We start from the raw sequence: 21838 nt of genomic DNA, 5'->3' as shown, positions 1-21838 counted from the left end.
GTGTGACCGAGGTTTCCACCGCGCAGGCCGCGACCGCCATCCGCAAGGCCCGGGGCGCTCTCGCCCGCTATCGCTTCATGGCGATCCTCACCGGCGTGATGCTGCTGCTGCTTACCGCGTGGTGCATCGTGAAGTACGTCTTCGGCGCGTGGTGGGGCCTGGACGTCGACGCCCTGGTGGGCGCGACCTGGATCGTCGCGCCCATCCACGGCTGGGTGTACGTCGTCTACCTCGTCACGGTGCTGCAGGCGTGGTCGACGATGCGCTGGGGCTGGGGCCGCCTGTTCACGATGGTGGTGGCCGGCGTCGTGCCGGTCATGTCGTTCATCGTGGAGCACCGCGTGCACCGCGACGGCGAGGTCAAGCTGGACGCGCTCGCGCAGCGCTACGAGGTCGGGGCCTGAGCCCCGAAACGCCTAAGATTGCCGGGTGACGACCCCCACCGCCCCGGCAATCACGACCCCCCGCCCTGTGCTCGTGGTCGACTTCGGCGCCCAGTACGCCCAGCTCATCGCGCGCCGCGTGCGCGAGGCGAAGGTGTACTCCGAGGTCGTCCCGCACAACATGTCCGTGGCGGACATGCTGGCCAAGGACCCGGCCGCGATCATCCTCAGCGGCGGCCCGAGCTCGGTGTACGCCGACGGCGCCCCGTCGGTCGACCCCGCGCTGTTCAAGGCGGGCGTGCCCGTCATGGGCATCTGCTACGGCTTCCAGGTCATGGCCCAGGCGCTGGGCGGCGAGGTCGCCAAGACCGGCCTCTCGGAGTTCGGCGGCACCGCGGTCGAGGTGTGCGCCACGGGCGTGCTCCTGGACGGCACCCCCGAGCACCAGAGCGCGTGGATGAGCCACGGCGACGCCGTGCACCGCGCCCCCGAGGGCTTCGAGGTGCTCGCGACGACGGCCGGCGCCCCGGTCGCGGCGTTCGAGAACCGCGAGCAGCGTCTCTTCGGCGTGCAGTGGCACCCCGAGGTCAAGCACTCGCAGTTCGGTCAGACCGTGCTCGAGCACTTCCTGTACGACGGCGCCGGGCTGGCCCCCGACTGGACGCCCGACAACGTCATCGCCGACCAGGTCGCGGCCATCAAGGCCCAGGTGGGCGACGCCCGCGTCATCTGCGCGCTGTCGGGCGGCGTCGACTCCGCCGTCGCCGCGGCACTGGTCCAGAAGGCGGTGGGTGAGCAGCTCACCTGCGTGCACGTGGACCACGGCCTCATGCGCGAGGGCGAGGTCGAGCAGATCGAGCGCGACTTCGTCGCCGCGACGGGCGTGCGCCTGATCGTCCGCGACGAGAAGGAGCGGTTCCTGTCCGCGCTCGCCGGTGTCACCGACCCGGAGACCAAGCGCAAGATCATCGGCCGCGAGTTCATCCGCGTGTTCGAGGACACGCAGCGCGACATCATCGCCGAGGCCGGCGCCCACGGCGAGGAGGTCAAGTTCCTCGTCCAGGGCACGCTCTACCCGGACGTCGTCGAGTCGGGCGGCGGCGAGGGCGCGGCCAACATCAAGTCGCACCACAACGTGGGCGGTCTGCCGGACGACCTGACGTTCGCGCTGGTCGAGCCGCTCCGCAACCTGTTCAAGGACGAGGTCCGCGCCGTGGGCCGCGAGCTCGGCGTGCCGGAGGAGATCGTCTCCCGCCAGCCCTTCCCGGGCCCCGGCCTGGGCATCCGCATCATCGGCGAGGTCACGGCCCACAACCTCGACATCCTGCGCCGCGCCGACGCGATCGCGCGCGAGGAGCTCACCAAGGCCGGCCTCGACGGCGAGATCTGGCAGTGCCCGGTGGTGCTGCTCGCGGACGTCCGCTCGGTGGGCGTCCAGGGCGACGGCCGCACCTACGGTCACCCCGTCGTGCTCCGCCCGGTCTCGTCCGAGGACGCCATGACGGCCGACTGGACCCGCCTGCCCTACGAGACCCTTGCAGTCATCTCGACGCGCATCACGAACGAGGTCCGCGAGGTCAACCGCGTGGTGCTCGACGTGACGTCGAAGCCGCCGGCGACCATTGAGTGGGAGTGAGTCAGCGCACGAGCTGCACCGCGCGGCGGTAGGCCTGCGCGGTCGCCTCGAGGACGTGCGCCCAGTCCGACGCCGGCGGGTGGGCGCGGTTGTGCGCCACCAGCCGGTCGAGCAGCGCCGGGTCCTCGACCAGGCGGACGACGGCGCGCGTGATCGCCGCGTCGCCGTCGGCCACGAGACCGTCGACGCCGTCCTCGAGGCGTTCCCCGACGCCTGACCCCGCGTGGGTGACGATGGCGAGGCCTGCGGCCCGCGCCTCGAGGGCGGCGATGCCGAACGCCTCCTTGACGGCCGGCGCCACGAAGACGTCGGCCTCGGCGTAGAGCGCGTGCAGCTCGTCGGAGGCGAGGCGTCCAGGCAGGCGGACGACGTCGGCGAGGCCCGCTGCCCCGACGGCGGTGCGGGCGGCCGCGAGCTGCTCCCCGTCGCCCACGAGCGTCGCGACCAGCGACTCGGTCGGCAGCTCGCGGGCCGCGGCGACGAGGGCCCCGACCAGCGGCAGCATGCGCTTGCGGCGCGCGAACCGGGCGGTGCTCACGACGTGCACGGCGCCCTTGGCAACCGCTCTGTCGTCGCGCTCGACCCGGTCGTAGCCGCGCCAGGACCCGACGTCGACGCCGTTTCCGAGGACGACGACGCGCCCGGCCGGGTCGCCTCCCGCGGCCGTCACGATGCGGCGCACAGGGTCGGCCGTCAGCTCGCTGACCGCCGACCAGAGCACGGGCAGGGCCGACCAGCGCACCGTGCGGTCCAGCAGGGCGAAGGCGCGCTCCGTCGGCGCGTCCCAGACCGAGTGCACCGTCACGACGGCGGGCAGCCCCCGCCGCGCGATCGCCCGCAAGGCCCGCTGGACCGTCGGCGCGAGCACGCCCGCGTGCAGGTGCACGGCGTCCGGGCGCTCGCCCGCGGCGTCGAGCGCGTCCAGGCGGGCCAGCACGTGATGGGTCGAGCGCGGGTGGACCGGGAAGCCGCCCGGGACGCGCGCCGCGACCCGGTGCACCCGGACGCCGTCGTCGCCCACCGTCGTCGTGCAGCCCCGGGCGCCTGGCGCGGCCGGAGTCGTCGTGAGGACGTCCACGGCGTTCCCCGCGGCGACCTGGCGCGCCGCGAGCCGGGCTACCTGTACCTCGATGCCGCCCATCCGCGGCAGGAATGAGTCGCTCAGGTGGAGCACGCGCACGGGGCCTCCTCCCCTCGATGTGCCGCCGCACGGGCGCGACCTGGCGTTTCACCGGGCGCAAGAACATCTTGGAGGTTAGCGTGACGTACGGCACACCGAGCAGAGGAGGGAACCATGTCGAGCACGGTCGCAGTACGTTCGCCGCGCGGTGTCCGCGGCATCGGCCTGTTCGCGATCATCGCGGGCATCGTCATGATCGTCGCCGGGATCCTGACGTGGATCCTCGTCGCCATCCAGCTCGCCAACGAGGAGATCACGGTCTCCAACGACGCGACCTTCATGGGTGGCATCTTCCAGGGCAAGCAAGTCATCGGGCCGCTGACCGCGTACGCCCAAGCTGACATCATCAACCAACACGCGCTCGCCGCGACAGACGGCCAGACCTTCGCCCAGCTCGCCCAGGACGACCCCCGTCGTGACGTCGTCATGACCGCCTCGTTCCTGCGCGCGTCGCTGTTCACGTCGATCGTGTCCTTCGGCGTCTGCGTCCTGGTCGTCGCCCTGGGGGTGCTGTTCTGGCTCATCGGCAGCGCTCTGCGCCGGCTCGCTGACGTCGTCCCCGGGGGCGCCCTGGCCGGCGCCGCGACGCCGGGTCTGACCTCCGAAGCCGACGCCTACGGCCGCCACGCGAGCCCGCCGACCGGGACCGCCGCCGCTGCGGCTCCACCCGGCACGGGTTACCCGGCTGCGCCAGAAACGGGTTACGCGGCCCCGCCCGACACGGGCTACGCCGGCGGCCCGGCGGCAGCGGAACCCACCGACCCGCTCCCGGACACGACGTACGCGGCTCCGCCCCAGACCGGCGAGACAACCTCCGGCACGTCGTACGCGACGCCCGCGGAGACGGGCGAGGTCACCGGCGAGAACGACGACAGCGGGCCCGGGCGCCCCGCCTGATCCCACCCGCCTGGACGACGACGGGCTCCGGCCGCCCAGTGCGGCCGGAGCCCGTCGTGCAGCTCAGGCGCCGGCGGTCGGCTCCGTGCGGTTACGGCGGCGGGCCGCCCCGAAGACGGAGGCCACCACGAGCACGGCGCCTGCGAAGGCCAGCAGGTAGATCATCGCCAGGCCGACGTCGAGGCTGGCGCCCGCGGCGACCGACAGGGCGCCGACGCCGATCGCCAGGATCACGAATCCCCAGACGATCGTGCCTGTGCGCGGCGTCGTGCGGACCAGCGGCGGGGGCGGGGGCGTCCACGCCGGCGCCTCGTAGACCGGGGCGGTGTACGACGGCGTGGTGGGGGCCGGCGTGGTGTACGACGGCGTGGGGTACGACGTCGTCGCGTACGACGGCGTGTCGTACGACGAAGCACCGGACGAGGGAGCGCCGTACGCCGCCGCCGTGTACGCCGCGGTGTCCTCGGCCTGCCCCGGGACCGGCTGGTCGAACACCGACAGCGGGTCGTCCGGGCGGGCCGGCTCGGGGCGGAGCGGCTGGGTGTCGCCCGCCTCGACGGCCGCGGCATCGAGGACCTGGGTCTCGCTTGCCGCAGGAGTCGCGGCTTCGACCAGCTGGGTGTCCCCGGCCTCGATCTCGACCGGCTCGGTTGCGTCGACCGGCTCGGTCACGTCGAGCTGCTGGGGCGCGTCGGTCTGCTCGGCCGCGGCGTCGGGACGCTCGTCGTTCGGGTTCTGGCTCATCAGTTCTCCTCCTTGTGGTCGGGCTGACGCTGCGCTGCGCTCAAGCGAGTACCGAAGTGCTCGGCCCTCGTCCTCGCTTCGCTCCGCATCAGTCCTCCGTGACGGTGACGTTGCCGGCGCCGGCCGAGACGAGCAGGCGCAAGGTGGCGCCGTGCTCGCTCGCCTCGTCCGAGCTGAGATGGGTGATGGAGCTGCCGACGCGGGTGAGGGTCCGCGTCTCGGGGTCGACCTGCCAGACGAGCTGGCCGGCCAGGAGCCGGACGTCGGCCTCGACGGCCGCGTCGCGCGGCACGAGGACGGTGAGGTCGCCGGCCGTGAGCTGGATCGGGACCACGACCGGGTCGTCGGTGGTGGCGCCGGCCAAGTCCAGGCTGGACAGGTCGATGGTCGGGTCGCCGAACTGGGCGCGGAAGCCGCGCTCGGCCTCCGCGACGGACCGCGGGGCGACCGTCCCTTGGCTGACGTCGATGCCGTTCGCACCGACGCCGTGCCAGGTGCCGCCGAGATCACGCGAGATGCGGGCGGAGGGGAAGCCGGCGTCCGCGGTGCTGATGCTCCACGGGAGCGCCACGACCAGGCCGACGATCGCGAAGAAGCCCAGCCAGCCGCTCGACCGGCCGCGGATGCCGCTGACGACGATCGCGGCGCCGATGATGACCAGCGAGATGCCGATCCAGGCGAGGACGGGGTCGTAGCCGCTGCCGAACGGCCACGGCAGCGACAGCCCCGAGCGCTCCTGGGCGAGCATCAGTGCGCCGGCGATGAGCAGGAGGCCGAACACGATGCCGACCGTCGCGGCCCCGGCGCTCTTGGTGATCGGCCGCGAGGCGCGCTCTGCGGCGCGTGCCTGGGCGCGCTGCTGCTGGGCCGCCGCGCGGACCTGGCCCTGGTGGCGGGAGGCGGCGGCGCGAGCCTGGGCGGCCTCGGCGCGGGCACCGGCGGCCTGGTTGCGGGCGTCGGTCCGGGCGCGGTCCGCCTCGGCGCGGGCCCACGCGGCGTAGGCGCGGGCGTCGGTGGTGGGCGGGCCGGGCTGCGTCGGGTAAGGAGCCCGCGTCGGGTACGGCTGCGTCGGGGAGGCCTGCGTCGGGTAGGGCGCGACGGCCTGGCGCTCGCGACGGCGCTCGTGCACGAACCGGATCAGGAGCCAGCCGGCGGTCACCCAGACGGCGATCCAGAACAGCGTGATGATCCAGCCCCAGTGGCCGCCGTTCCACCACGAGCCGAAGCCGTCGGACCAGCCGAAGCCGACGAGGAGCGCGGCTGCGGCGCCGAGCAGCGCGACGTCGAAGTCGCCGCGCATCGCCTGCTGCAGGTGGATGCGCCCGTCGCGGCGCTCGGGGAGCAGCGCCCAGCCGACCGCGTAGACGACCAGGCCGATGCCGGTGAGGAAGAAGCTGAGGAACAGAATGCCGCGCACGAGCAGCGGGTCCCAGCCGAGGCGCTCGGCGACGCCGCCGGCGACGCCGCCCACCCAGCGGTCCTCGGACCGCGCCAGGCCGGAGCGGCGGATGGAGTCGAAGAACCGGTCGCTGCTCGAGGGGGCAGGGCCGCCGGTCGGAGCCGCGTAGGGAGGGGTGCCGGGGGGCGGGACCGACGACGCCGGTGGCGTCGAGTCCGGAACAGGGCCCGGCTGCGGGGGGTACGGGTCGGTGCTCATGACGACGATCCTTCCGGCGACGGTTGCGCGCGGCTATCGGGTGCCGCCCTGAAGCGACCCTGAAACCTGCACCCGGGGGCGGCTCCGGAACCCTGAATCTCGGCCCTGAGGGCGTTCCGGGTGCCGACGACGTGCCACGATCGGAAGGTGAGCACGTCGTCCGCACCCCCCGCCGACACTCGGCCGCGCCTGCCGCTGCGCCGCCCCGAGGCGGGCCGGTGGGTGGGTGGCGTGTGCGCCGGCCTCGCCGCCCACCTGGGCGTCCCGGTCGCTGCCGTCCGTGCGGTCATGGCGATGCTCGCTCTCGCCGGAGGCGCCGGGGCGGCGGTCTATGTCTTCTGGTGGGTCACCATCCCCTCAGGCGACCCACGCGCCGTCGCGGAGGCCGCGGAGCCGGCCGCGCTGCGACGGCTGGCACCGCGGCTGCGGCTCGCCGGCGCGGCCGCCAAGGTCCAGCGTCGCGACGTCATCATGGGCGTGGCGCTGCTGCTCGTGGCCGCGTTCCTCGTCGCCGTGCGCGCGGGCTGGGCCTGGCGGCAGTCGTGGGTGCTGCCGGCGCTGCTGGCGCTCGGTGGCCTGGCGCTGGCGTGGAGCCAGCTCGACGCCGTGCAGCGCGGGGACGCGCCCGCGGGGCGCCGGCGACGCTGGGCGGCGATCGTTCGACCGGCGGCCGGGCTGGCGCTGGTGGTCGTGGGGCTGCTGCTGCTGGTGAGTCAGGACACGCACGACTGGGCCGTGATCCAGGCCGCAGCCGCCGCGTTCGCCGTGCTGGTGGGCTTCGCGCTTGTGCTCGCGCCGTGGTGGCTGCGGCTCGTGCGCGAGCTGGGCGACGCGCGCGCCGCGCGCGCCCGCGAGGCCGAGCGCGCCGACATCGCCGCCCACCTGCACGACTCCGTGCTGCAGACCCTCGCCCTCATCCGCTCACGCGCCGACGACGCCGATGCGGTCGCGCGCATGGCCCGCGCCCAGGAGCGCGAGCTGCGGGAGTGGCTCTACGACGACCGACGCGCGCCCGGGACGTCGCTCGCCGACGAGCTGCGCGCGCTCGTCGCGCAGGTCGAGGACGGGCGCGTGGGGAAGCCGGCCGCCGACGGCGCGGCACCGGTGGCGATCGACGTCGTCGTCGTCGGCGACTGCCCGCCCACCGACACGACCAGCGCGCTGCTGCAGGCCACGCGCGAGGCGCTCATCAACGCCGTCGCGCACGGCAAGCCACCCGTGACCGTGTACCTGGAGGTGACGGACGCGTCCGCCGAGGTGTTCGTGCGCGACCGCGGCGACGGGTTCACCATGGACGACGTCGCGTCCGACCGGTTCGGGGTGCGCGAGTCGATCCTCGGGCGCGTGCGGCGCCGCGGCGGGACGGCCGAGGTCACGAGCCGCGAGAGCTGGGGCACGGAGGTCCGGCTGAAGATGCCGCGCACGCCGTCGGCACCCCCGGTGGTCGATCCGGCTCTCGCCGTCCCGGTCGCCGAGCCTGTCGAGACCCCCTCCAGCAGCGATGATGTGATGTGGACGAGCTCGACCACCGTGGACCCGACCGAAGGAGCCCGCCCGTGAGCACCCCCGCAGCCGCCGAGGTCGTCCTGCCCGTGCCCGTCGTGCTGGTGGACGACCACCACATGTTCCGCGCGGGCGTCCGCGCGTCGCTCGACGAGCGCGTCAGCGTCGTGGGGGAGGCCGCCGACGTCGACGAGGCGGTCGCGGTCATCCACGCCCACCGGCCGCCGGTCGTGCTGCTCGACGTGCATCTCCCTGGCGGCACGGGCGGGGGCGGCGCCGAGGTGGTCCGGCTGTGCGCCGACCTGATCGGGGACGGGACCACGCGGTTCCTCGCGCTGTCGGTGTCCGACGCCGCGGAGGACGTCGTCGCCGTCATCCGTGCAGGAGCGCGGGGCTACGTCACCAAGAACATCTCGGCCAAGGACCTGTCGTCCGCCGTCGTGCAGGTCGCCGGCGGGGATGCCGTGTTCTCGCCGCGCCTGGCCGGGTTCGTGCTGGACGCGTTCGGGACCGCGGCGGGCGAGGTCTCGGTGGCCGACGACGAGCTCGACCGCCTCTCGCGCCGCGAGCAGGAGGTCATGCGGCTCATCGCGCGCGGGTACTCCTACCGCGAGGTGGCGAGCGAGCTGTTCATCTCGATCAAGACGGTCGAGACCCACGTGTCCGCCGTGCTGCGCAAGCTGCAGCTCTCGAGCCGCTACGAGCTGACGCGCTGGGCGGCGGCGCGCCACATCCTCTGACCGGCGTCGAACGGAGAAGTGATACGCGATCGTCAGCAAGAGTGATACTGGTTCGTCAGCAATAGTGATATCGCGCTGTCCGCAATAGTGCTAACGTGCTGGTCATGGCGGCCTACAGAGACCGGATCGCTGACCGGCAGGTGCGCGGAGCGCTGGCGACATTCGGTGCCGTGATCATCCAAGGTGCTCGCGCGACGGGCAAGACCACGACCGGCCTGCACGTCGCGGCCAGCTCGATACGGCTGGACTCGTCACCGGAGCTGGCCGCGCTCGCCGAGACGTCGCCTCACGTGGTGCTCGGCGGTGATGCCCCGCGCCTCATCGACGAGTGGCAGCTCGCCCCGACGATCTGGAACGCGGTGCGCCACGAGGTCGACCGGCGCGCCGTGCCCGGCCAGTTCGTCCTGACAGGTTCGGCGACACCGTCGGATGACGTCACGCGCCACAGCGGTGCGGGCAGGTTCCGGCGCATCACCTTGCGCCCTATGACACTTGACGAGAGCGGCGAGAGCACTGGTGAGATCGGCTTCGCCTCGCTGTTCGACGGCGGATCGGTTGCCGCAATAGGCGGCCCAGCGGTCCCGGACTACGTCCGTCTTGCCGTGCGCGGCGGTTGGCCGGCCCTGGTGGGGCAGCCTGGGCGGTCGGCCCGCGAGTACCTGTCGAGCTACTTGGAGGACGTCGTGCGGGTCGACCTGCCAGGAGCGGATCTCCGCGTCGACCCGCAGCGCATGAGAGCTCTGGTGCGTGCTCTTGCCCGGAACGTCGCGACCGAGATCGCGGCGACGAAGCTGGGCGCTGAGGCCGAGCTTTCCCAGCCCTCGGGCGAGGCAGCGAGCATCTCGGCTCAGACGGTGCGCAAGTACCTCGACGCTCTTGCACGGGTCTTCGTGGTCGAGGAGCAGCCGGCGTGGGCCCCGCGTCTGAGGTCCCGGATCCGGCTCCGCGTGCAGCCCAAGTGGCACTTCGCGGACCCGTCGCTCGCTGCGACGGCCCTGGGGGCGGGAGAACGATCGCTTCTGGACGATCTCAACACCTTCGGCTTCCTCTTCGAGTCGCTGTGCGTTCGCGACCTGCGGGTCTATGCCGATCTACTGGGCGGAGATGTCTACCACTACCGCGACGATTCCGGGCTCGAGGTCGATGCGATCGTCGAGCTCGCAGACGGTCGCTGGGCTGCCTTCGAGGTGAAGCTCGGGGGAGCCAGGAACGTGGAGTCCGCGGCCACGAGCCTGCGCCAGCTCGCCGCCAAGGTCTCCGAGGAGCGACGCGATCAGCTCTGCTCGCTGACCGTCCTCACCGCGGGGAACACGAGCTACACCCGCGAGGACGGCGTGAGCGTCGTCGCACTGGGGCACCTCAGCGCGGGCAGCGTATGAACAGCGATCGTGACTGGGGAGCCGACGGCGCTCACCGCCGCGCCGACTCCGTCAGCGTCACTCGGCCGCGGACGGCGGCCCGCCACATCCTCTGATCTCCCGCGACCTCGCCCGCCCACCCGGGGGCGAGCGTCACGACGTCGCCCACGACGACGACGGCGGGGTTGCGCACGCCCGCCTCGGCCGCGACCTGTGCGACCGTGCCGAGCGTGGCGAGGGTGGTGCGCTGCCGGGGCCCGAACCCGTCCTCGATGATCGCGACCGGCGTGTCGTCCGGCCGTCCGGCCGCTACCAGCGCCCGCGCCGTGTGGGCCAGCCCGGCGATCGCCATGAGCAGCACCACCGTGTGCTCTGGCCCTCCGGGCACTCCGCCCAGCAGGTCGGTGACGTCGTCGTGCCCGGACAGGACGGTGAACGCGCGCGCGACGCCGCGGTGGGTCAGGGGGATGCCCGCGGCCGACGGTACGGAGACCGCGCTCGTCACGCCCGGCACCACCTCGACGGGCACTCCCGCCGCGACGCAGGCCGCGACCTCCTCGCCGCCGCGGCCCAGCACGTACGGGTCGCCGCCCTTGAGCCGGACGACGTCGCGGCCGGCGAGCGCGTGCTCGACGATCAGCTCGTTGATGCCCGACTGCCGGACGGGGTGGTGCCCGGGGTGCTTGCCGACGTCGATCACCTCGGTCTCACCGGTCAGCACGCGGGGCAGCTCGTCGAGCAGTGCGCGCGGCGCGAGCCGGTCGACCACGATGACGTCGGCCGCCTCGAGCAGCCGCAGTCCCTTGACCGTGATGAGCTCCGGGTCACCCGGCCCGCCGCCGACGAGCCACACACGCCCCGTGCTCATACCGCCTCCTCGATCGCCGGTGGTCGAGCCTGTCGAGACCACGCCGCGATGGTGGTCTCGACGAGCTCGACCACCGGCGCGGTGCGGACAGGGTGGCGCACCGACGTTTCCGCGGGGTCACCAGTGCGGGTCGTGTGCGTCACGCGGCCTCCTGCCGCAGGCCGCGGCTGCGCAGGACGGCCCGCTCGACCGGGGCGAACACCGCGAGCTCGACGACGATGCCCACCGCGAGGATGAGCAGGATCGCCGTGAAGACCAGCGACATGTCGGCGAGCTGGCGGCCCTGGTCGAGGAACTGGCCGAGCCCGAACCCGATGGACCCGCCGACGGCGATGATCTCGGCCGCCATGAGCGAGCGCCACGAGAACGCCCAGCCCTGCTTGAGGCCGGCGAGGTAACCCGGCAGGGCCGCGGGCAGCACGATGTCGGTGACCATCGCGACCCGGCCGGCGCCCAGCACGCGGCCCACCTGCCGCAGCAGCGGCGGCACCTGGTCGACGCCGGCCACGATCCCGTTGACGATCGACGGCACGGCGCCCATGAGCACCACGAAGTACACGGTGCCGTTCGACAGGCCGAACCAGATGATGGCCGCCGGCACCCAGGCGACCGACGGCAGGACCTGCAGGCCCGTGATGATCGGCCCGAGCGTCACGCGGATCCAGCGCACGCGCGCGACGACCACGCCGAGCGGCGTCCCGATCGCGACGGCGGCCAGGAACCCGAGCACGCCGCGCGAGAGCGAGGTGGTCAGCGCCTCCCAGAGCGACCCGTCGCGCGCGGCGGTGCCGATCGCCGTCGCGACCTCGCGCGGGCCGGGCAGGTTCCAGATCGGCTGCACGCCGGACAGGACGACGCCCTCCCACACCGCCAGCACGACGACGACGGCGACCAGCGGCGGCCAGGCGCGGCGCCATGCCGCGGCGGCGCCGCGCTGGACGGCACCCGACGGGGTCTGGAGCGCGTCGAGGCCGGCCTCGACGTCGGCGAGGCGGTCCTTGTCGTCGGCCGACAGCCCCGAGGTGAACCAGGTGGGGACGTCAGTGGGCATGGCGGCTGATCTCCTCGCGCAGTCGGGCCGTGATCTCGCCCGTGAGCTTGACCGGATCCTGATCGCCGACCTGCCACTCGTGGACCACGCGCCCGGGACGGGACGACAAGAGCAGCACCCGCTGCCCCAGGCGCACAGCCTCGCGCACGTTGTGCGTCACGAAGACGACCGTGCGCTGCGTGGTGCGCCAGATCCGCTCGAGCTCGTCGTGCAGCAGGTCGCGGGTGATCGCGTCGAGGGCGGCGAACGGCTCGTCCATGAGCAGGACCTCACGGTCCTGGGCGAGCGCGCGCGCCAGCGCGACGCGCTGGCGCATGCCGCCCGAGAGCTCGTGCGCCCGCTTGTCGGCGGCGCCGTCGAGCCGCACCAGGTGCAGCAGCTCGGCCGCCTTCTCGCGTCGCTCGGCGCGGGGCACGCCCCGCAGCCGCAGCGCGAGCTCGATGTTGCGGCTCGCGGTGAGCCACGGCAGCAGCGCGGACTCCTGGAACATCAGGGCCGCCGGACCGGCCACCACGTCCCCCGTCGACGCCGGCTCGAGGCCGGCGAGGATGCTCAGCAGCGTCGACTTGCCGCACCCCGACGCACCGATGAGGCACACCAGCTCGCCCGGGGCGATGTCGAGGTCGACGCCGTCGAGCACGAGCGGGCCGTCGCCGAACCGCTTGCCGACGCCGCGCAGGCGCACGGCGGGCTCGGGCGACGTCGTGCCGAGACCGACGACGGGGGACTCGACGGGGCCCCCGCGAGCCCCCGCAGCGGAGCGAGGAGGCTCGTGGGGTGTCGTGGTGGTGGTCATGGGGTTACTCCTTGCCCAGGCCGGAGGCCGAGACCTTGTCCTCGCCGGCGGCGGTCAGGACCTTGTTGAGCAGGCGCAGGTCGTAGATGCCCTTCAGGTCGGCCTTCTGCGTGGTGCCGGCCTCGACGCCGTGGTCGAGCTGCGTCTGCAGCGTGCTCGCGACCGGGTCGGTCGTGAACTCGATGTTCGTGAACGCGCGGTCGAGCACCGCCTGCGAGAGCGGCTTGCCCGCCGCGGCCGCGATCTGGTCGTTGACGACCGTGGCGCTGCCCGCCGGGTCGTCCTGAAGGGCCTGGATGGCGGCGAGCTCGCCCTTCAGCAGGGCCTCGACGGTCTCCGGGTGCTCCGCCAGGAAGTCCGTGCGGACGATGACGTTGGTGGTGACGAACTTCCCGCCGGGCCACAGGTCCTTCTCGTCGACCAGCACGTGCGCCCCGGCGTCGAGCACCAGGCGCGAGGCCCACGGCTCGGGCAGCCAGCCGCCGTCGAGCTCGCCCTTCTGGAAGAGCTGGAGGGTCTGGGCGTTCTCCGTCGGCGTCACCGCGACGTCGCCGCCGCCGTGCAGGTCGCTCGTCAGGCCCTGCTCCTTGAGCCAGTAGCGCAGCGCGACGTCCTGCGTGCCCCCGAGCTGCGGCGATGCGATCGCCTTGCCCTTGAGGTCGGCGGCCGAGTCGATGCCGTCGCGGACCACGAGCGAGGCGCCGCCCGACGCCGCCCCGGCGATGATCCGCAAGGACTCGCCGTGCGACTTCACGTACCCGTTGATCGCCGGGCTGGGCCCGATGAAGGCGACGTCGATCGCCCCGGCGTTGAGGGCCTCGAGCTCGGCCGGGCCGGCGTTGAAGACCTCGGTGGTGAGCTTGGTGCCCCCGAGCTCCTTCTCGAAGTACCCGCCGCCCACGCCGACGAGGGCGGGGGAGTGCGTGACGTTCGCGAAGTAGCCCAGGTGCACCTCGGCCGCGGGGCCCTTGTCGGCGCTCGCGCCGGAGGGGTTCGTCGCGGCGGACGACGGGCCGCCACAGGCCGCGATCGCCGCCACCAGGGCAGTGGCGAGCAGGGCGGCGGGGAGCGTGCGGGTCGTGGCGTTCATCGCGAGTACCTCTCCTGGGGGTGGGGTGGTGGTCGGGGTCGACCACCGGGGGGATCAGATGCCGTCGACCATGCCCGCGGCGAGAGTGGCGCCGTCGTCGGGGTCGACGAGCAGGAACGCGCCGGTGCGGCGCGCCCTGGCGTAGGGCTCGACGGGCACGGGCGCCGCGAGGCGCAGCGTGACCCGGCCGAGGTCGTTGAGCGTCAGGCTCGCGGCCGCGCTCAGCTCGGAGGTGTCGAGCGTGTCGAGGTCGAGGCGGCCGACGATGGCCCGGACCTGCGCCTTGACCGTGCGCGTGCCGTGCTTGAGCAGCACGGTGGTGCGCGGCTCGAGCGGCCGGTCGCCCAGCCACGCGACCGTGGCCGTGACGTCCTGGGTCGGCGTCGGCGCCCCGTCGGCGGCGGCGAGCAGGTCGCCGTGCGCGACGTCGACGTCGTCGGCCAGGCGGATGGTGACCGACTGCGGGGCGAACGCCTCGGGCAGCGTGTCGAGGCCCGCCGCGAGCGAGTCCGCGGTGTCGATGCCGACCACCGTGGTGCGCTGCCCGCCCGGGAGGACGACGACCGGGTCGCCGGGGCGTACGACGCCGCCCGCGACCTGCCCGGCGTAGCCGCGGTAGTCGCGGAACCGGTCCTCGCCGCTCTGCGGGCGCACGACGTGCTGGACCGCCAGCCGGAACGGCTCGTCCGCGGGGGCGTCCGCCGTCGGCAGCGCCTCGAGCAGATCCAGCAGGCTGGGGCCGTCATACCAGGGGGTGTTGTCCGAGCCCTCGACCACGTTGTCGCCGAGCAGCGCCGAGACCGGGATCGCGTGGATGCCGACCACGCCGAGTGCCGACGCCGCGGCGCGCAGGTCGGCGACGATCTCCGCGAACCTCTCGGCGGACCAGCCGACCAGGTCGATCTTGTTCACCGCGACGACGACGTGCGGCACCCGCAGCAGCGCTGCCACGGCGAGGTGGCGGCGGGTCTGCTCCAGCAGGCCCTTGCGGGCGTCGACGAGCAGCACGACGACGTCGGCCGTCGAGGCGCCCGTGACCGTGTTGCGCGTGTACTGCACGTGCCCGGGGCAGTCGGCCAGGACGAACGAGCGGGACGTTGTCGCGAAGTAGCGGTAGGCGACGTCGATCGTGATGCCCTGCTCGCGCTCGGCGCGCAGGCCGTCGGTGAGCAGCGCGAGGTCGGCCGTCTCGAGGCCGCGGTCGCGCGACACGCGCTCGACGGCGTCGAGCTGGTCGCTGAGGACCGAGCGCGAGTCGAACAGCAGGCGGCCGACGAGCGTCGACTTGCCATCGTCGACCGACCCCGCCGTGGCGATGCGCAGCAGCGTCGCCGGACCGTCGAGGCTGGTGTGCTCCAGGGTGGTGGCGACCATCAGAAGTAGCCCTCCTTCTTGCGGTCCTCCATGGCGGCCTCGGACATGCGGTCGTCGGCGCGCGTGGCTCCGCGCTCGGTGATGCGGGTGGTGGCGACCTCGGCCAGGACGTCGTCGACGGTGGTCGCGAGGGACTGGACGGCGCCGGTGCACGACATGTCGCCGACCGTGCGGTAGCGCACCTTCTCCGTGCGGACGCTCGCGCGCTCCGCGGCGTCGCGCGGCCTCGAGTACGGCCCGACGGCGAGCAGCATGCCGTCGCGGTCGAACACCTCGCGCTCGTGGGTGTAGTAGAGGCTGGGCAGCGCGATGCGCTCGCGCGCGACGTAGCGCCACACGTCGAGCTCGGTCCAGTTGGACAGCGGGAACACGCGCACGTGCTCGCCCGGGCGGTGCCGGCCGTTGTACAGGTTCCACAGCTCGGGGCGCTGGTTGCGGGGGTCCCACTGCCCGAACTCGTCGCGCAGGGAGAAGATGCGCTCCTTCGCGCGGGCCTTCTCCTCGTCGCGGCGGCCGCCGCCGAACACCGCTTCGAAGCGGCCCTTCTCGATCGCCTCGAGCAGCGGGCGGGTCTGCAGCGGGTTGCGCGTGCCGTCGGCGCGCTCGCGCAGGCGGCCGTCGTCGATCCAGTCCTGGACCTTGGCGACCTCGAGGCGCAGGCGCAGGCGGTTGACGACGGAGTCGCGGTAGGCGAGCACCTCGGGGAAGTTGTGGCCGGTGTCGACGTGCAGCACGGGGAACGGCACGGGCGCCGGCGCGAACGCCTTGACGGCCAGGTGCAGCATCACCATCGAGTCCTTGCCGCCGCTGAACAGCAGCACGGGCCGCTCGAGCTCGGCGACCACCTCGCGGATGACGTGGATCGCCTCGCTCTCGAGCGCGTCGAGCAAAGACAGCGTGCTCGCTGTCGTCGTGGTCGAGGTCATCAGTCCTTCTCCGGTCGTGGGCGCGGCGGTCACGTGTGCAGCCCGCACTCGGTCTTGTCGAAGCCGGCCCAGCGGCCCGAGCGGGGGTCCTCGCCGGGCGCGACCCGGCGGGTGCAGGGAGAGCAGCCGATCGACGGGTAGCCGTCGTCGAGCAGCGGGTTGAGCAGCACCCCGTGGCGGGCGGCGTAGCCGAACAGGTCGTCGTAGCTCCATGCGGCGAGCGGGTTGACCTTGATCAGGCCGTTCTTGTCGTCGAAGCCGACGAGCGGGGTGTTCGCGCGCGTGGGCGCCTCGTCGCGGCGCACGCCGGTGAACCACACCTCGTACCCGGCGAGGGTCTGGTGGAGCGGCGTGACCTTGCGCATCGCGCAGCACCGCCCCGGGTCGCGCGCGAACAGGTCCTTGCCGTAGGCCTCGTCCTGCTGGGCCACGGTGAGCTCGGGCAGCACGTCGACGACGGTCACGTCCATCGTGGCGGCGACGGCGTCGCGGGTGCCGACGGTCTCGGGGAAGTGGTACCCGGTGTCGAGGAACAGCACGTCCACGAACGGCAGCGTCCGGGCGACCACGTGCGGCAGGACGGCGTCGGCCATGGAGCACGCGACGGCGGCGAGGTCGACGCCGAGCTCGCGGGCGACCCAGGCGACGACCTTGGCGGCCGTCGCCTCGTCCGCCGCGCCGGTCCCGGAGCCGCCGAGCTCGACAGCGCCGCGCGCCGCGATCTCCCGCAGCTCGGCCTCGGGGCGCTTGGTACGCCCGGCGGCGAGCCGCGCGGCACGGGCCGCGGCGTGGTCGGCGCGGGCGCGCTCGCGGGCCTCGAACGCCTCGCGGCGGCTCGCGAGCGGGCTGGCCTGGTTGCTCATCGGAGCGCCTCCTCGTCGGCACGGTGCGCCCACTGGGCGAACGTCTCGCCCTGCTCGTGGTCGGCGTCGAACCGGCGCACGACCTTCTCGAGGTAGTCGGCCAGGCCTTCGGCCGTCACCTTGAGCCCGCGGACGGTGCGGCCCAGGCCGGCGTCTTCGCGGTCGCTCGTCGCGAGGCCGCCGCCGAGGTGCACCTGGAAGCCGGGGACCTGCTCGGCGTCGTCGCCGGTGCCCACGGTGACGAGCTGGCCCTTGAAGCCGATGTCCGCGGTCTGGATCCGCGCGCACGAGTTGGGGCAGCCGTTGACGTTGATCTCGAGCGGACGCTCGAGGCGGGGAAGCACGTCGCCGAGCCGCACCTCGAGCTCGGAGATCGCCCGGGCCGCGGTGTCCTTGGTGTCGACGATCGCGAGCTTGCAGAACTCGATGCCGGTGCACGCGATGGTCGAGCGGCGCAGCAGGCTCGGGCGCGCGGTGAGGCCCAGCGGCTCGAGGCCCGCGACGAGCTCGTCCACACGGTCGGCGGGGACGCCCAGGACCACCACCTTCTGGTGGGCGGTGAGGCGGGCGGACTCGGCGCCCACGCTCTCGATGAGGTCGGCGAGCCCGGTGAGCGTGTTGCCGCCCACGCGGCCGACCACCGGGGCGGCGCCGACGTAGAAGCGGCCGTCCTTCTGCTCGTGCACGCCCACGTGGTCGCCGGGGCGCGTGGCCGGGGCGGGCGCGGGGCCGTCCGGCAGCGCGTACCCGAGGTACTCGCGCTCGAGGACCTCCCTGAACTTCTCGGTGCCCCAGTCGGCGAGAAGGAACTTCAGGCGCGCCTTGTTGCGCAGCCGACGGTAGCCGTAGTCGCGGAAGATGCGGATGACCCCGTGCCAGACGTCGGGCGCCTGCTCCTCCGTGACGAACACGCCCAGGCGCTCGCCCAGCCGCGGCGTCGTCGACAGGGCGCCACCCACCCACAGGTCGTAGCCCGCGCCGAGCTCGGGGTGGACCACGCCCACCAGCGAGATGTCGTTGATCTCGTGCACGACGTCGAGGCTCGGGTGCCCGGTGATCGCCGTCTTGAACTTGCGGGGCAGGTTGGCCAGCTCGGGGTCACCGATGTACCGGCGCTTGATCTCCAGGATCACGGGCGTCGGGTCGATGATCTCGTCCGCCGCGATGCCGGCGACGGGGCTGCCGAGGAAGCCGCGGGGGGTGTCGCCGCACGCCGTCGTCGTCTCCAGGCCCACCGTCGCGAGGCGGCGCCAGATCTCAGGGACGTCCTCGACCCCGATCCAGTGGTACTGCAGGTTCTGGCGGTCCGTGACGTCCGCCGTGCCCCGCGCGAAGTCCTCCGAGATGCCGCCCAGCACGCGCAGCGCGGCCGGGTCCAGCGCCTGGCCGTCGGTGCGGACGCGCAGCATGAAGTAGCGGTCCTCGAGCTCGTGCGGCTCGAGCGTGGCGGTGCGCCCGCCGTCGATGCCGGGCTTGCGCTGCGTGTACAGGCCCCACCAGCGGAACCGGCCGTGCAGGTCGTCGCCCGGGATGGAGTCGAAGCCCTCGCGCGCGTAGATCTGCTCGATGCGCTCGCGGACGGCGAGCGGGTCCGACTCCGCCTTGAACACCTCGTTGGGGTTGAGCGGCTCGGTGCCGTCGACCTTCCACTGCCCGTTCGACCGGCCCGCGCGGGGCGGACGGACGGCTGCGCCCCTCGTGGCGGGCGGGCTGGCGGTGGTGGACATGGAGGTCCCCTTCCGGATGGGTGGGTGGAGCACGTGCGGCAAGCCGGGCGACGGCCGGACCACCCCCAACCGGGGTGCGCGCGGGCGCCGCCCTAGAGACAGGTCTCCAGAGCGGGGCAGGGGCACATGCGCGGCATGGGGCACAGAGTGCTGTGTGATCTATCGACAAGCAAGGGAGCGTCTATGTATGTCCGAATGGTGGACGTCGCGTCCCGTGAGGTGGGCACGGCGCCGGGCCCCTCGTGCGAGGGGCCCGGCACTCGCGCTACAGCCTGACGTGCGCGAACAGCACGCTCGCCAGCGCCAGGCCCACGACCAGGTTGAACACCGCCGCCGAGCCGAACACGACGAGCGGGCGCCAGCCCGCCTCACGGACGCCCGAGAGCCGGAACTCCAGCCCGATCGATACGAACGCGATGATGAAGAAGATCGTGCTGACCGCCTTGAGGATCGCCAGGTTCTGCGCCGAGGCGTCCGCGCCCACGTTGCTCACGTAGAGCGTCGCGACGAGCGAGGCGGCGACGAACCGAGCACGAACTTCGGGAACCGCGTCCACAGCTCCGAGGCACTGGGCGCCGCCGCGCCCTCCGTGCGCTCGACCTTGAAGGCGAAGTACGCGGTGAGCAGGAACGCCACGACGCCGATCAGCACGTTCTGCGAGCTCTTGACGATGGCGGCGACCTGCAGCACGTCGTCGCCCGCGATGGCGGCCGACGCCGTCACCGCCGCCGTCGTGTCGATGTTGCCGCCGATCCACGCGCCGGCCACGGCCGGCGACAGGTTCAGCGCGTCCGCCAGGGTGGGCAGGACGAAGATCGACGGGAGCGCGAAGAGGATGACGAGGCTCGCGGCGTAGGCGAGCTGCTCCTTCTTGGCCTGCACGGCACCCGCCGCGCTGATCGCGGCGCTCACCCCGCAGATCGAGACGGCCGACGACAGCAGGGCGCGCAGCTTGTCGTCGACGCCCAGGCGCCCGCCCAGCCACCAGGTGAACGCGAACACCAGCGTGATGAGCAGGACGGCCTGGAGGATGCCGGGCCCGCCGGCCTTGGCGATGGTCGCGAAGTTGATGGTGGCGCCGAGCAGCACCAGGCCGAGCTTGATGAACAGCTCGGTGCGGAACGCGGTGGCGAGCTTGTCGCGCACCCCGGCCAGCGAGAGCACCAGGTTGCCGAGCAGGCCGAGCGCGATGGCGTAGACGGGGTATTCGACCGCGGCGGCCACGCCGTGGAGCGGCGTGTCGGCGAGCCAGAGGGGCACGTCGGTCGCGAGCGTGCGGGCCAGCCACGCCAGCCCGAGCAGGACGACGAGGCCGACGACGGCGTAGACGGGGCCGGGACGGGACTCGGTCTGGACGACCGACTCCTCGAGGGACGCCGGGCGCGGGGTCTTCGCCGCGACGGGCGCGGAGACGGGCGTGCTCATCGGGCCACCAGCCCCTCGGGCAGCAGGGACAGCAGGCCGAGCGCGACGAGCGCGAGCCCGACGACGGTGGCGGCCCAGTCCTCCGACAGGTGGATCCGGCGGGCGGTGGCGACCGTGGCCTCGGGGACGGCGCCGGTGGGTTCGGCGTCGCGGGCAGCAGGCGTTGACAAGGGGGAGACCTCTTCCGGGTGGTGGGGTTCGAGCAGCGGGGCGGGCGACGGCCGGCACCGCTCCCCACTTCCGGGGTGCATGCGGACGCCGCCCTAGGGACAGGTCTCCTGGGCGGGGCGGACGCACGTGCGCTGCATGGAGCACAAGGTGCCGGGAAGCCGTCCCCGACGCCAGACCCGCCCGACGTCGTCCACATCGTGGAACACAGCGCGACGACGCTGATCAGAGCCACCAGGGCAGACCGCCTGTAGCCTTCGACGGTGGACTTCCTCTTTGACGCGTTCGCGTTCCTGCACTTCGTCGGCTGGGCGATCGTGCTCGGCGGCTACCTCGCCTCGCTGCGCACGCCGGGCCTGTACCGCGGCGTGTTCCACGGCGCGGCGACCGCGCTGGTCGCCGGCATCGTGATGATGGGGCTCATCGAGTCCGGGACGGCAGGGCCGGACGACTTCAGCCGGGCCAAGCTCGTGACCAAGCTCGTCGTCGCGCTCGTGATCACGGTGCTCGCGTTCGTCGCCCGGCGCCAAGGCACCAAGGGGGACAACGGCACCGGCGCCGTCGCGCCTGGCGTCAAGCACGCGATCGGCGCTCTGACGATCGTCAACATCGCCGTGGCCGTGTTCTGGCACTGACCGCATGAGCGTGCTCGGTGAGGTACTCGTCGGGCTCGCGATCCTCGTCGGCCTGGGCGGCATCGTCGTCCAGGTCCTGCCCGGCAACGTGCTCGTGCTGGGTGCGATCGGTGTGTGGGCCTGGGCCACCGGCGGCGGCGCGTGGTGGATGTTCACCGCGGCCGCCGTCGTCATCGTGGTGGCCGAGCTCGGGCAGTGGCTGCTGGCCGGCCGGCACCTGCGACGCGCCGACGTCCCGTGGTCCACGCTCGTGTGGGGCGGGGCCGCCGGCGTGGTCGGGTTCTTCGTGGTCCCGGTGGTCGGGCTCGTGCTGTTCTTCGTGGGGGCCGTGTTCCTGGCGGAGCTGCTGCGCCGGCGCGACGCGGCGGCGGCCTGGCGAGCGAGCGTCGCGGCGCTCCAGGCGACAGGCATCACGATCCTGGTCCAGCTCGCGGGCGGCCTGCTGGCGACCGCGATCTGGCTGGTCGGGCTCTACCTCACCTGAGCGCGCGCGCGATCCTCGCCAGCGCGCGCCCCGCGACGATCGTCAGCGGGATGCTCACGAAGAGCAGCGCGACGACGTTGGGGACGAACCGCACCGTCCCCTCCCGGCCGACGTACGCGCCGAGCGGCACGGAGAGCGAGCCGCCACCCCCGCCGCTGCCGAGGGGCCCGGCGTCGTCCGACCCTGCCGGACCCTGCCCTCCGCCGACCCCGTAGATGGCGAGCGCGACGGGCACCAGCGTCGCCCCGTCGACGTCGACCTTCTCCCCGAACGCGACCTTCGCCCCCGCCTGCGCGACCAGCGAGGCCAGCTCCACCACGACTTCAGCCATGG

At 73.3% G+C, this 21838-nt stretch carries 24 protein-coding genes; 8 read left to right on the top strand and 16 right to left on the bottom strand.

The window, feature by feature from the left end; all coding sequences use genetic code 11:
* The first annotated feature begins 2 nt into the window (after positions 1-2).
* Both ACO4JP_RS16010 and guaA read left to right on the top strand, forming a co-directional pair.
* Positions 3-404: a DUF3817 domain-containing protein gene (locus ACO4JP_RS16010; RefSeq protein ID WP_425954975.1), complete on the top strand. Its 402-nt coding sequence runs from the start codon at positions 3-5 to the stop codon at positions 402-404.
* Positions 405-429: 25 nt separating this feature from the next.
* On the top strand, positions 430-2019 hold the full coding sequence (gene guaA, locus ACO4JP_RS16005; protein ID WP_425954974.1) for a glutamine-hydrolyzing GMP synthase: 1590 nt from the start codon (positions 430-432) through the stop codon (positions 2017-2019).
* Position 2020: 1 nt separating this feature from the next.
* Here guaA and ACO4JP_RS16000 read toward each other — a convergent pair whose 3' ends face one another.
* Positions 2021-3199 carry a glycosyltransferase family 4 protein gene (locus ACO4JP_RS16000; protein WP_425954973.1) on the bottom strand — a complete coding sequence of 393 codons (1179 nt, stop codon included), beginning with the start codon at positions 3197-3199 and terminating at the stop codon, positions 2021-2023.
* Positions 3200-3313: 114 nt separating this feature from the next.
* On the opposite strand from ACO4JP_RS16000, the gene ACO4JP_RS15995 reads away from it, so the two are divergent.
* Positions 3314-4096, top strand: a complete 783-nt coding sequence (locus ACO4JP_RS15995) for a hypothetical protein (protein WP_425954972.1) — start codon at positions 3314-3316, stop codon at positions 4094-4096.
* Between the two features lie 63 nt (positions 4097-4159).
* On the opposite strand, the gene ACO4JP_RS15990 is transcribed toward ACO4JP_RS15995, so the two are convergent.
* A complete protein-coding gene (locus ACO4JP_RS15990) occupies positions 4160-4840 on the bottom strand; it encodes a hypothetical protein (protein WP_425954971.1) in 681 nt (226 codons plus the stop codon).
* A gap of 88 nt (positions 4841-4928) precedes the next feature.
* Positions 4929-6497, bottom strand: coding sequence for a PspC domain-containing protein (locus ACO4JP_RS15985; protein WP_425954970.1), 1569 nt, complete (start codon positions 6495-6497; stop codon positions 4929-4931).
* Between the two features lie 147 nt (positions 6498-6644).
* Here ACO4JP_RS15985 and ACO4JP_RS15980 point away from each other — a divergent pair, with 147 nt between their 5' ends.
* From ACO4JP_RS15980 to ACO4JP_RS15970, 3 genes are all read left to right on the top strand, one after another.
* A complete protein-coding gene (locus tag ACO4JP_RS15980) occupies positions 6645-8057 on the top strand; it encodes a PspC domain-containing protein (protein ID WP_425954969.1) in 1413 nt (470 codons plus the stop codon).
* A complete protein-coding gene (locus tag ACO4JP_RS15975) occupies positions 8054-8740 on the top strand; it encodes a LuxR C-terminal-related transcriptional regulator (protein WP_425954968.1) in 687 nt (228 codons plus the stop codon). Before ACO4JP_RS15980 ends, ACO4JP_RS15975 begins: the two co-directional genes overlap by 4 nt.
* A gap of 104 nt (positions 8741-8844) precedes the next feature.
* A complete protein-coding gene (locus ACO4JP_RS15970) occupies positions 8845-10119 on the top strand; it encodes an ATP-binding protein (RefSeq protein WP_425954967.1) in 1275 nt (424 codons plus the stop codon).
* 31 nt (positions 10120-10150) lie between these two features.
* On the opposite strand, the gene cobA is transcribed toward ACO4JP_RS15970, so the two are convergent.
* The 12 genes from cobA to ACO4JP_RS15910 form a co-directional block, all read right to left on the bottom strand.
* A complete protein-coding gene (gene cobA, locus ACO4JP_RS15965; RefSeq protein ID WP_425954966.1) occupies positions 10151-10966 on the bottom strand; it encodes a uroporphyrinogen-III C-methyltransferase in 816 nt (271 codons plus the stop codon).
* A complete protein-coding gene (locus tag ACO4JP_RS15960) occupies positions 10963-11109 on the bottom strand; it encodes a hypothetical protein (RefSeq protein WP_425954965.1) in 147 nt (48 codons plus the stop codon). Before ACO4JP_RS15960 ends, cobA begins: the two co-directional genes overlap by 4 nt.
* Positions 11106-12017: an ABC transporter permease gene (locus ACO4JP_RS15955; RefSeq protein WP_425954964.1), complete on the bottom strand. Its 912-nt coding sequence runs from the start codon at positions 12015-12017 to the stop codon at positions 11106-11108. The genes ACO4JP_RS15960 and ACO4JP_RS15955 overlap by 4 nt, the downstream gene beginning before the upstream one ends.
* Positions 12007-12813, bottom strand: a complete 807-nt coding sequence (locus tag ACO4JP_RS15950; RefSeq protein WP_425954963.1) for an ABC transporter ATP-binding protein — start codon at positions 12811-12813, stop codon at positions 12007-12009. The genes ACO4JP_RS15955 and ACO4JP_RS15950 overlap by 11 nt, the downstream gene beginning before the upstream one ends.
* 4 nt (positions 12814-12817) lie before the next feature.
* Positions 12818-13903: an ABC transporter substrate-binding protein gene (locus ACO4JP_RS15945; RefSeq protein WP_425954962.1), complete on the bottom strand. Its 1086-nt coding sequence runs from the start codon at positions 13901-13903 to the stop codon at positions 12818-12820.
* Between the two features lie 54 nt (positions 13904-13957).
* Positions 13958-15277, bottom strand: a complete 1320-nt coding sequence (locus ACO4JP_RS15940; RefSeq protein ID WP_425954961.1) for a sulfate adenylyltransferase subunit 1 — start codon at positions 15275-15277, stop codon at positions 13958-13960.
* Entirely contained in the window at positions 15277-16203 is a 927-nt protein-coding gene (gene cysD, locus ACO4JP_RS15935) for a sulfate adenylyltransferase subunit CysD (RefSeq protein WP_425954960.1), read from the bottom strand. The genes ACO4JP_RS15940 and cysD overlap by 1 nt, the downstream gene beginning before the upstream one ends.
* Before the next feature lie 29 nt (positions 16204-16232).
* Positions 16233-17066, bottom strand: coding sequence for a phosphoadenylyl-sulfate reductase (locus ACO4JP_RS15930; RefSeq protein WP_425954959.1), 834 nt, complete (start codon positions 17064-17066; stop codon positions 16233-16235).
* Positions 17063-18793 carry a nitrite/sulfite reductase gene (locus ACO4JP_RS15925; RefSeq protein ID WP_425954958.1) on the bottom strand — a complete coding sequence of 577 codons (1731 nt, stop codon included), beginning with the start codon at positions 18791-18793 and terminating at the stop codon, positions 17063-17065. The genes ACO4JP_RS15930 and ACO4JP_RS15925 overlap by 4 nt, the downstream gene beginning before the upstream one ends.
* A gap of 265 nt (positions 18794-19058) precedes the next feature.
* Positions 19059-19286: a hypothetical protein gene (locus ACO4JP_RS15920; RefSeq protein WP_425954957.1), complete on the bottom strand. Its 228-nt coding sequence runs from the start codon at positions 19284-19286 to the stop codon at positions 19059-19061.
* A complete protein-coding gene (locus ACO4JP_RS15915) occupies positions 19283-20218 on the bottom strand; it encodes a YeiH family protein (protein ID WP_425954956.1) in 936 nt (311 codons plus the stop codon). The genes ACO4JP_RS15920 and ACO4JP_RS15915 overlap by 4 nt, the downstream gene beginning before the upstream one ends.
* Positions 20215-20388: a hypothetical protein gene (locus ACO4JP_RS15910; RefSeq protein ID WP_425954955.1), complete on the bottom strand. Its 174-nt coding sequence runs from the start codon at positions 20386-20388 to the stop codon at positions 20215-20217. Before ACO4JP_RS15910 ends, ACO4JP_RS15915 begins: the two co-directional genes overlap by 4 nt.
* Positions 20389-20649: 261 nt before the next feature.
* On the opposite strand from ACO4JP_RS15910, the gene ACO4JP_RS15905 reads away from it, so the two are divergent.
* A complete protein-coding gene (locus ACO4JP_RS15905; RefSeq protein WP_425954954.1) occupies positions 20650-21021 on the top strand; it encodes a hypothetical protein in 372 nt (123 codons plus the stop codon).
* 4 nt (positions 21022-21025) lie between these two features.
* Positions 21026-21505 (top strand): DUF456 domain-containing protein, encoded by a 480-nt coding sequence (locus tag ACO4JP_RS15900; protein WP_425954953.1) that lies wholly within the window; start codon positions 21026-21028, stop codon positions 21503-21505.
* On the opposite strand, the gene ACO4JP_RS15895 is transcribed toward ACO4JP_RS15900, so the two are convergent.
* On the bottom strand, positions 21498-21836 hold the full coding sequence (locus ACO4JP_RS15895) for a hypothetical protein (RefSeq protein WP_425954952.1): 339 nt from the start codon (positions 21834-21836) through the stop codon (positions 21498-21500). The genes ACO4JP_RS15900 and ACO4JP_RS15895 overlap by 8 nt on opposite strands.
* Between the last annotated feature and the right edge of the window lie 2 nt (positions 21837-21838).

Origin of the sequence: Xylanimonas sp. McL0601 (assembly GCF_049852175.1) — a bacterium.
In the GTDB taxonomy this organism is placed as follows: domain Bacteria; phylum Actinomycetota; class Actinomycetes; order Actinomycetales; family Cellulomonadaceae; genus Xylanimonas.
Note: the sequence above shows the minus strand (reverse complement) of the source record. Positions and strands in the feature narration are given on the sequence as shown.

What these genes read in the sequence shown, in the direction of transcription:
- ACO4JP_RS15995 (WP_425954972.1), top strand. Translation starts at nt 3,314, where the DNA reads ATGTCGAGCACGGTCGCAGTACGTTCGCCGCGCGGTGTCCGCGGCATC.
- ACO4JP_RS15990 (WP_425954971.1), bottom strand. Translation starts at nt 4,840, where the DNA reads ATGAGCCAGAACCCGAACGACGAGCGTCCCGACGCCGCGGCCGAGCAG.
- ACO4JP_RS15985 (WP_425954970.1), bottom strand. Translation starts at nt 6,497, where the DNA reads ATGAGCACCGACCCGTACCCCCCGCAGCCGGGCCCTGTTCCGGACTCG.
- ACO4JP_RS15970 (WP_425954967.1), top strand. Translation starts at nt 8,845, where the DNA reads ATGGCGGCCTACAGAGACCGGATCGCTGACCGGCAGGTGCGCGGAGCG.
- cobA (WP_425954966.1), bottom strand. Translation starts at nt 10,966, where the DNA reads ATGAGCACGGGGCGTGTGTGGCTCGTCGGCGGCGGGCCGGGTGACCCG.
- ACO4JP_RS15955 (WP_425954964.1), bottom strand. Translation starts at nt 12,017, where the DNA reads ATGCCCACTGACGTCCCCACCTGGTTCACCTCGGGGCTGTCGGCCGAC.
- ACO4JP_RS15950 (WP_425954963.1), bottom strand. Translation starts at nt 12,813, where the DNA reads ATGACCACCACCACGACACCCCACGAGCCTCCTCGCTCCGCTGCGGGG.
- ACO4JP_RS15945 (WP_425954962.1), bottom strand. Translation starts at nt 13,903, where the DNA reads ATGAACGCCACGACCCGCACGCTCCCCGCCGCCCTGCTCGCCACTGCC.
- ACO4JP_RS15940 (WP_425954961.1), bottom strand. Translation starts at nt 15,277, where the DNA reads ATGGTCGCCACCACCCTGGAGCACACCAGCCTCGACGGTCCGGCGACG.
- cysD (WP_425954960.1), bottom strand. Translation starts at nt 16,203, where the DNA reads ATGACCTCGACCACGACGACAGCGAGCACGCTGTCTTTGCTCGACGCG.
- ACO4JP_RS15930 (WP_425954959.1), bottom strand. Translation starts at nt 17,066, where the DNA reads ATGAGCAACCAGGCCAGCCCGCTCGCGAGCCGCCGCGAGGCGTTCGAG.
- ACO4JP_RS15925 (WP_425954958.1), bottom strand. Translation starts at nt 18,793, where the DNA reads ATGTCCACCACCGCCAGCCCGCCCGCCACGAGGGGCGCAGCCGTCCGT.
- ACO4JP_RS15915 (WP_425954956.1), bottom strand. Translation starts at nt 20,218, where the DNA reads ATGAGCACGCCCGTCTCCGCGCCCGTCGCGGCGAAGACCCCGCGCCCG.
- ACO4JP_RS15900 (WP_425954953.1), top strand. Translation starts at nt 21,026, where the DNA reads ATGAGCGTGCTCGGTGAGGTACTCGTCGGGCTCGCGATCCTCGTCGGC.
- ACO4JP_RS15895 (WP_425954952.1), bottom strand. Translation starts at nt 21,836, where the DNA reads ATGGCTGAAGTCGTGGTGGAGCTGGCCTCGCTGGTCGCGCAGGCGGGG.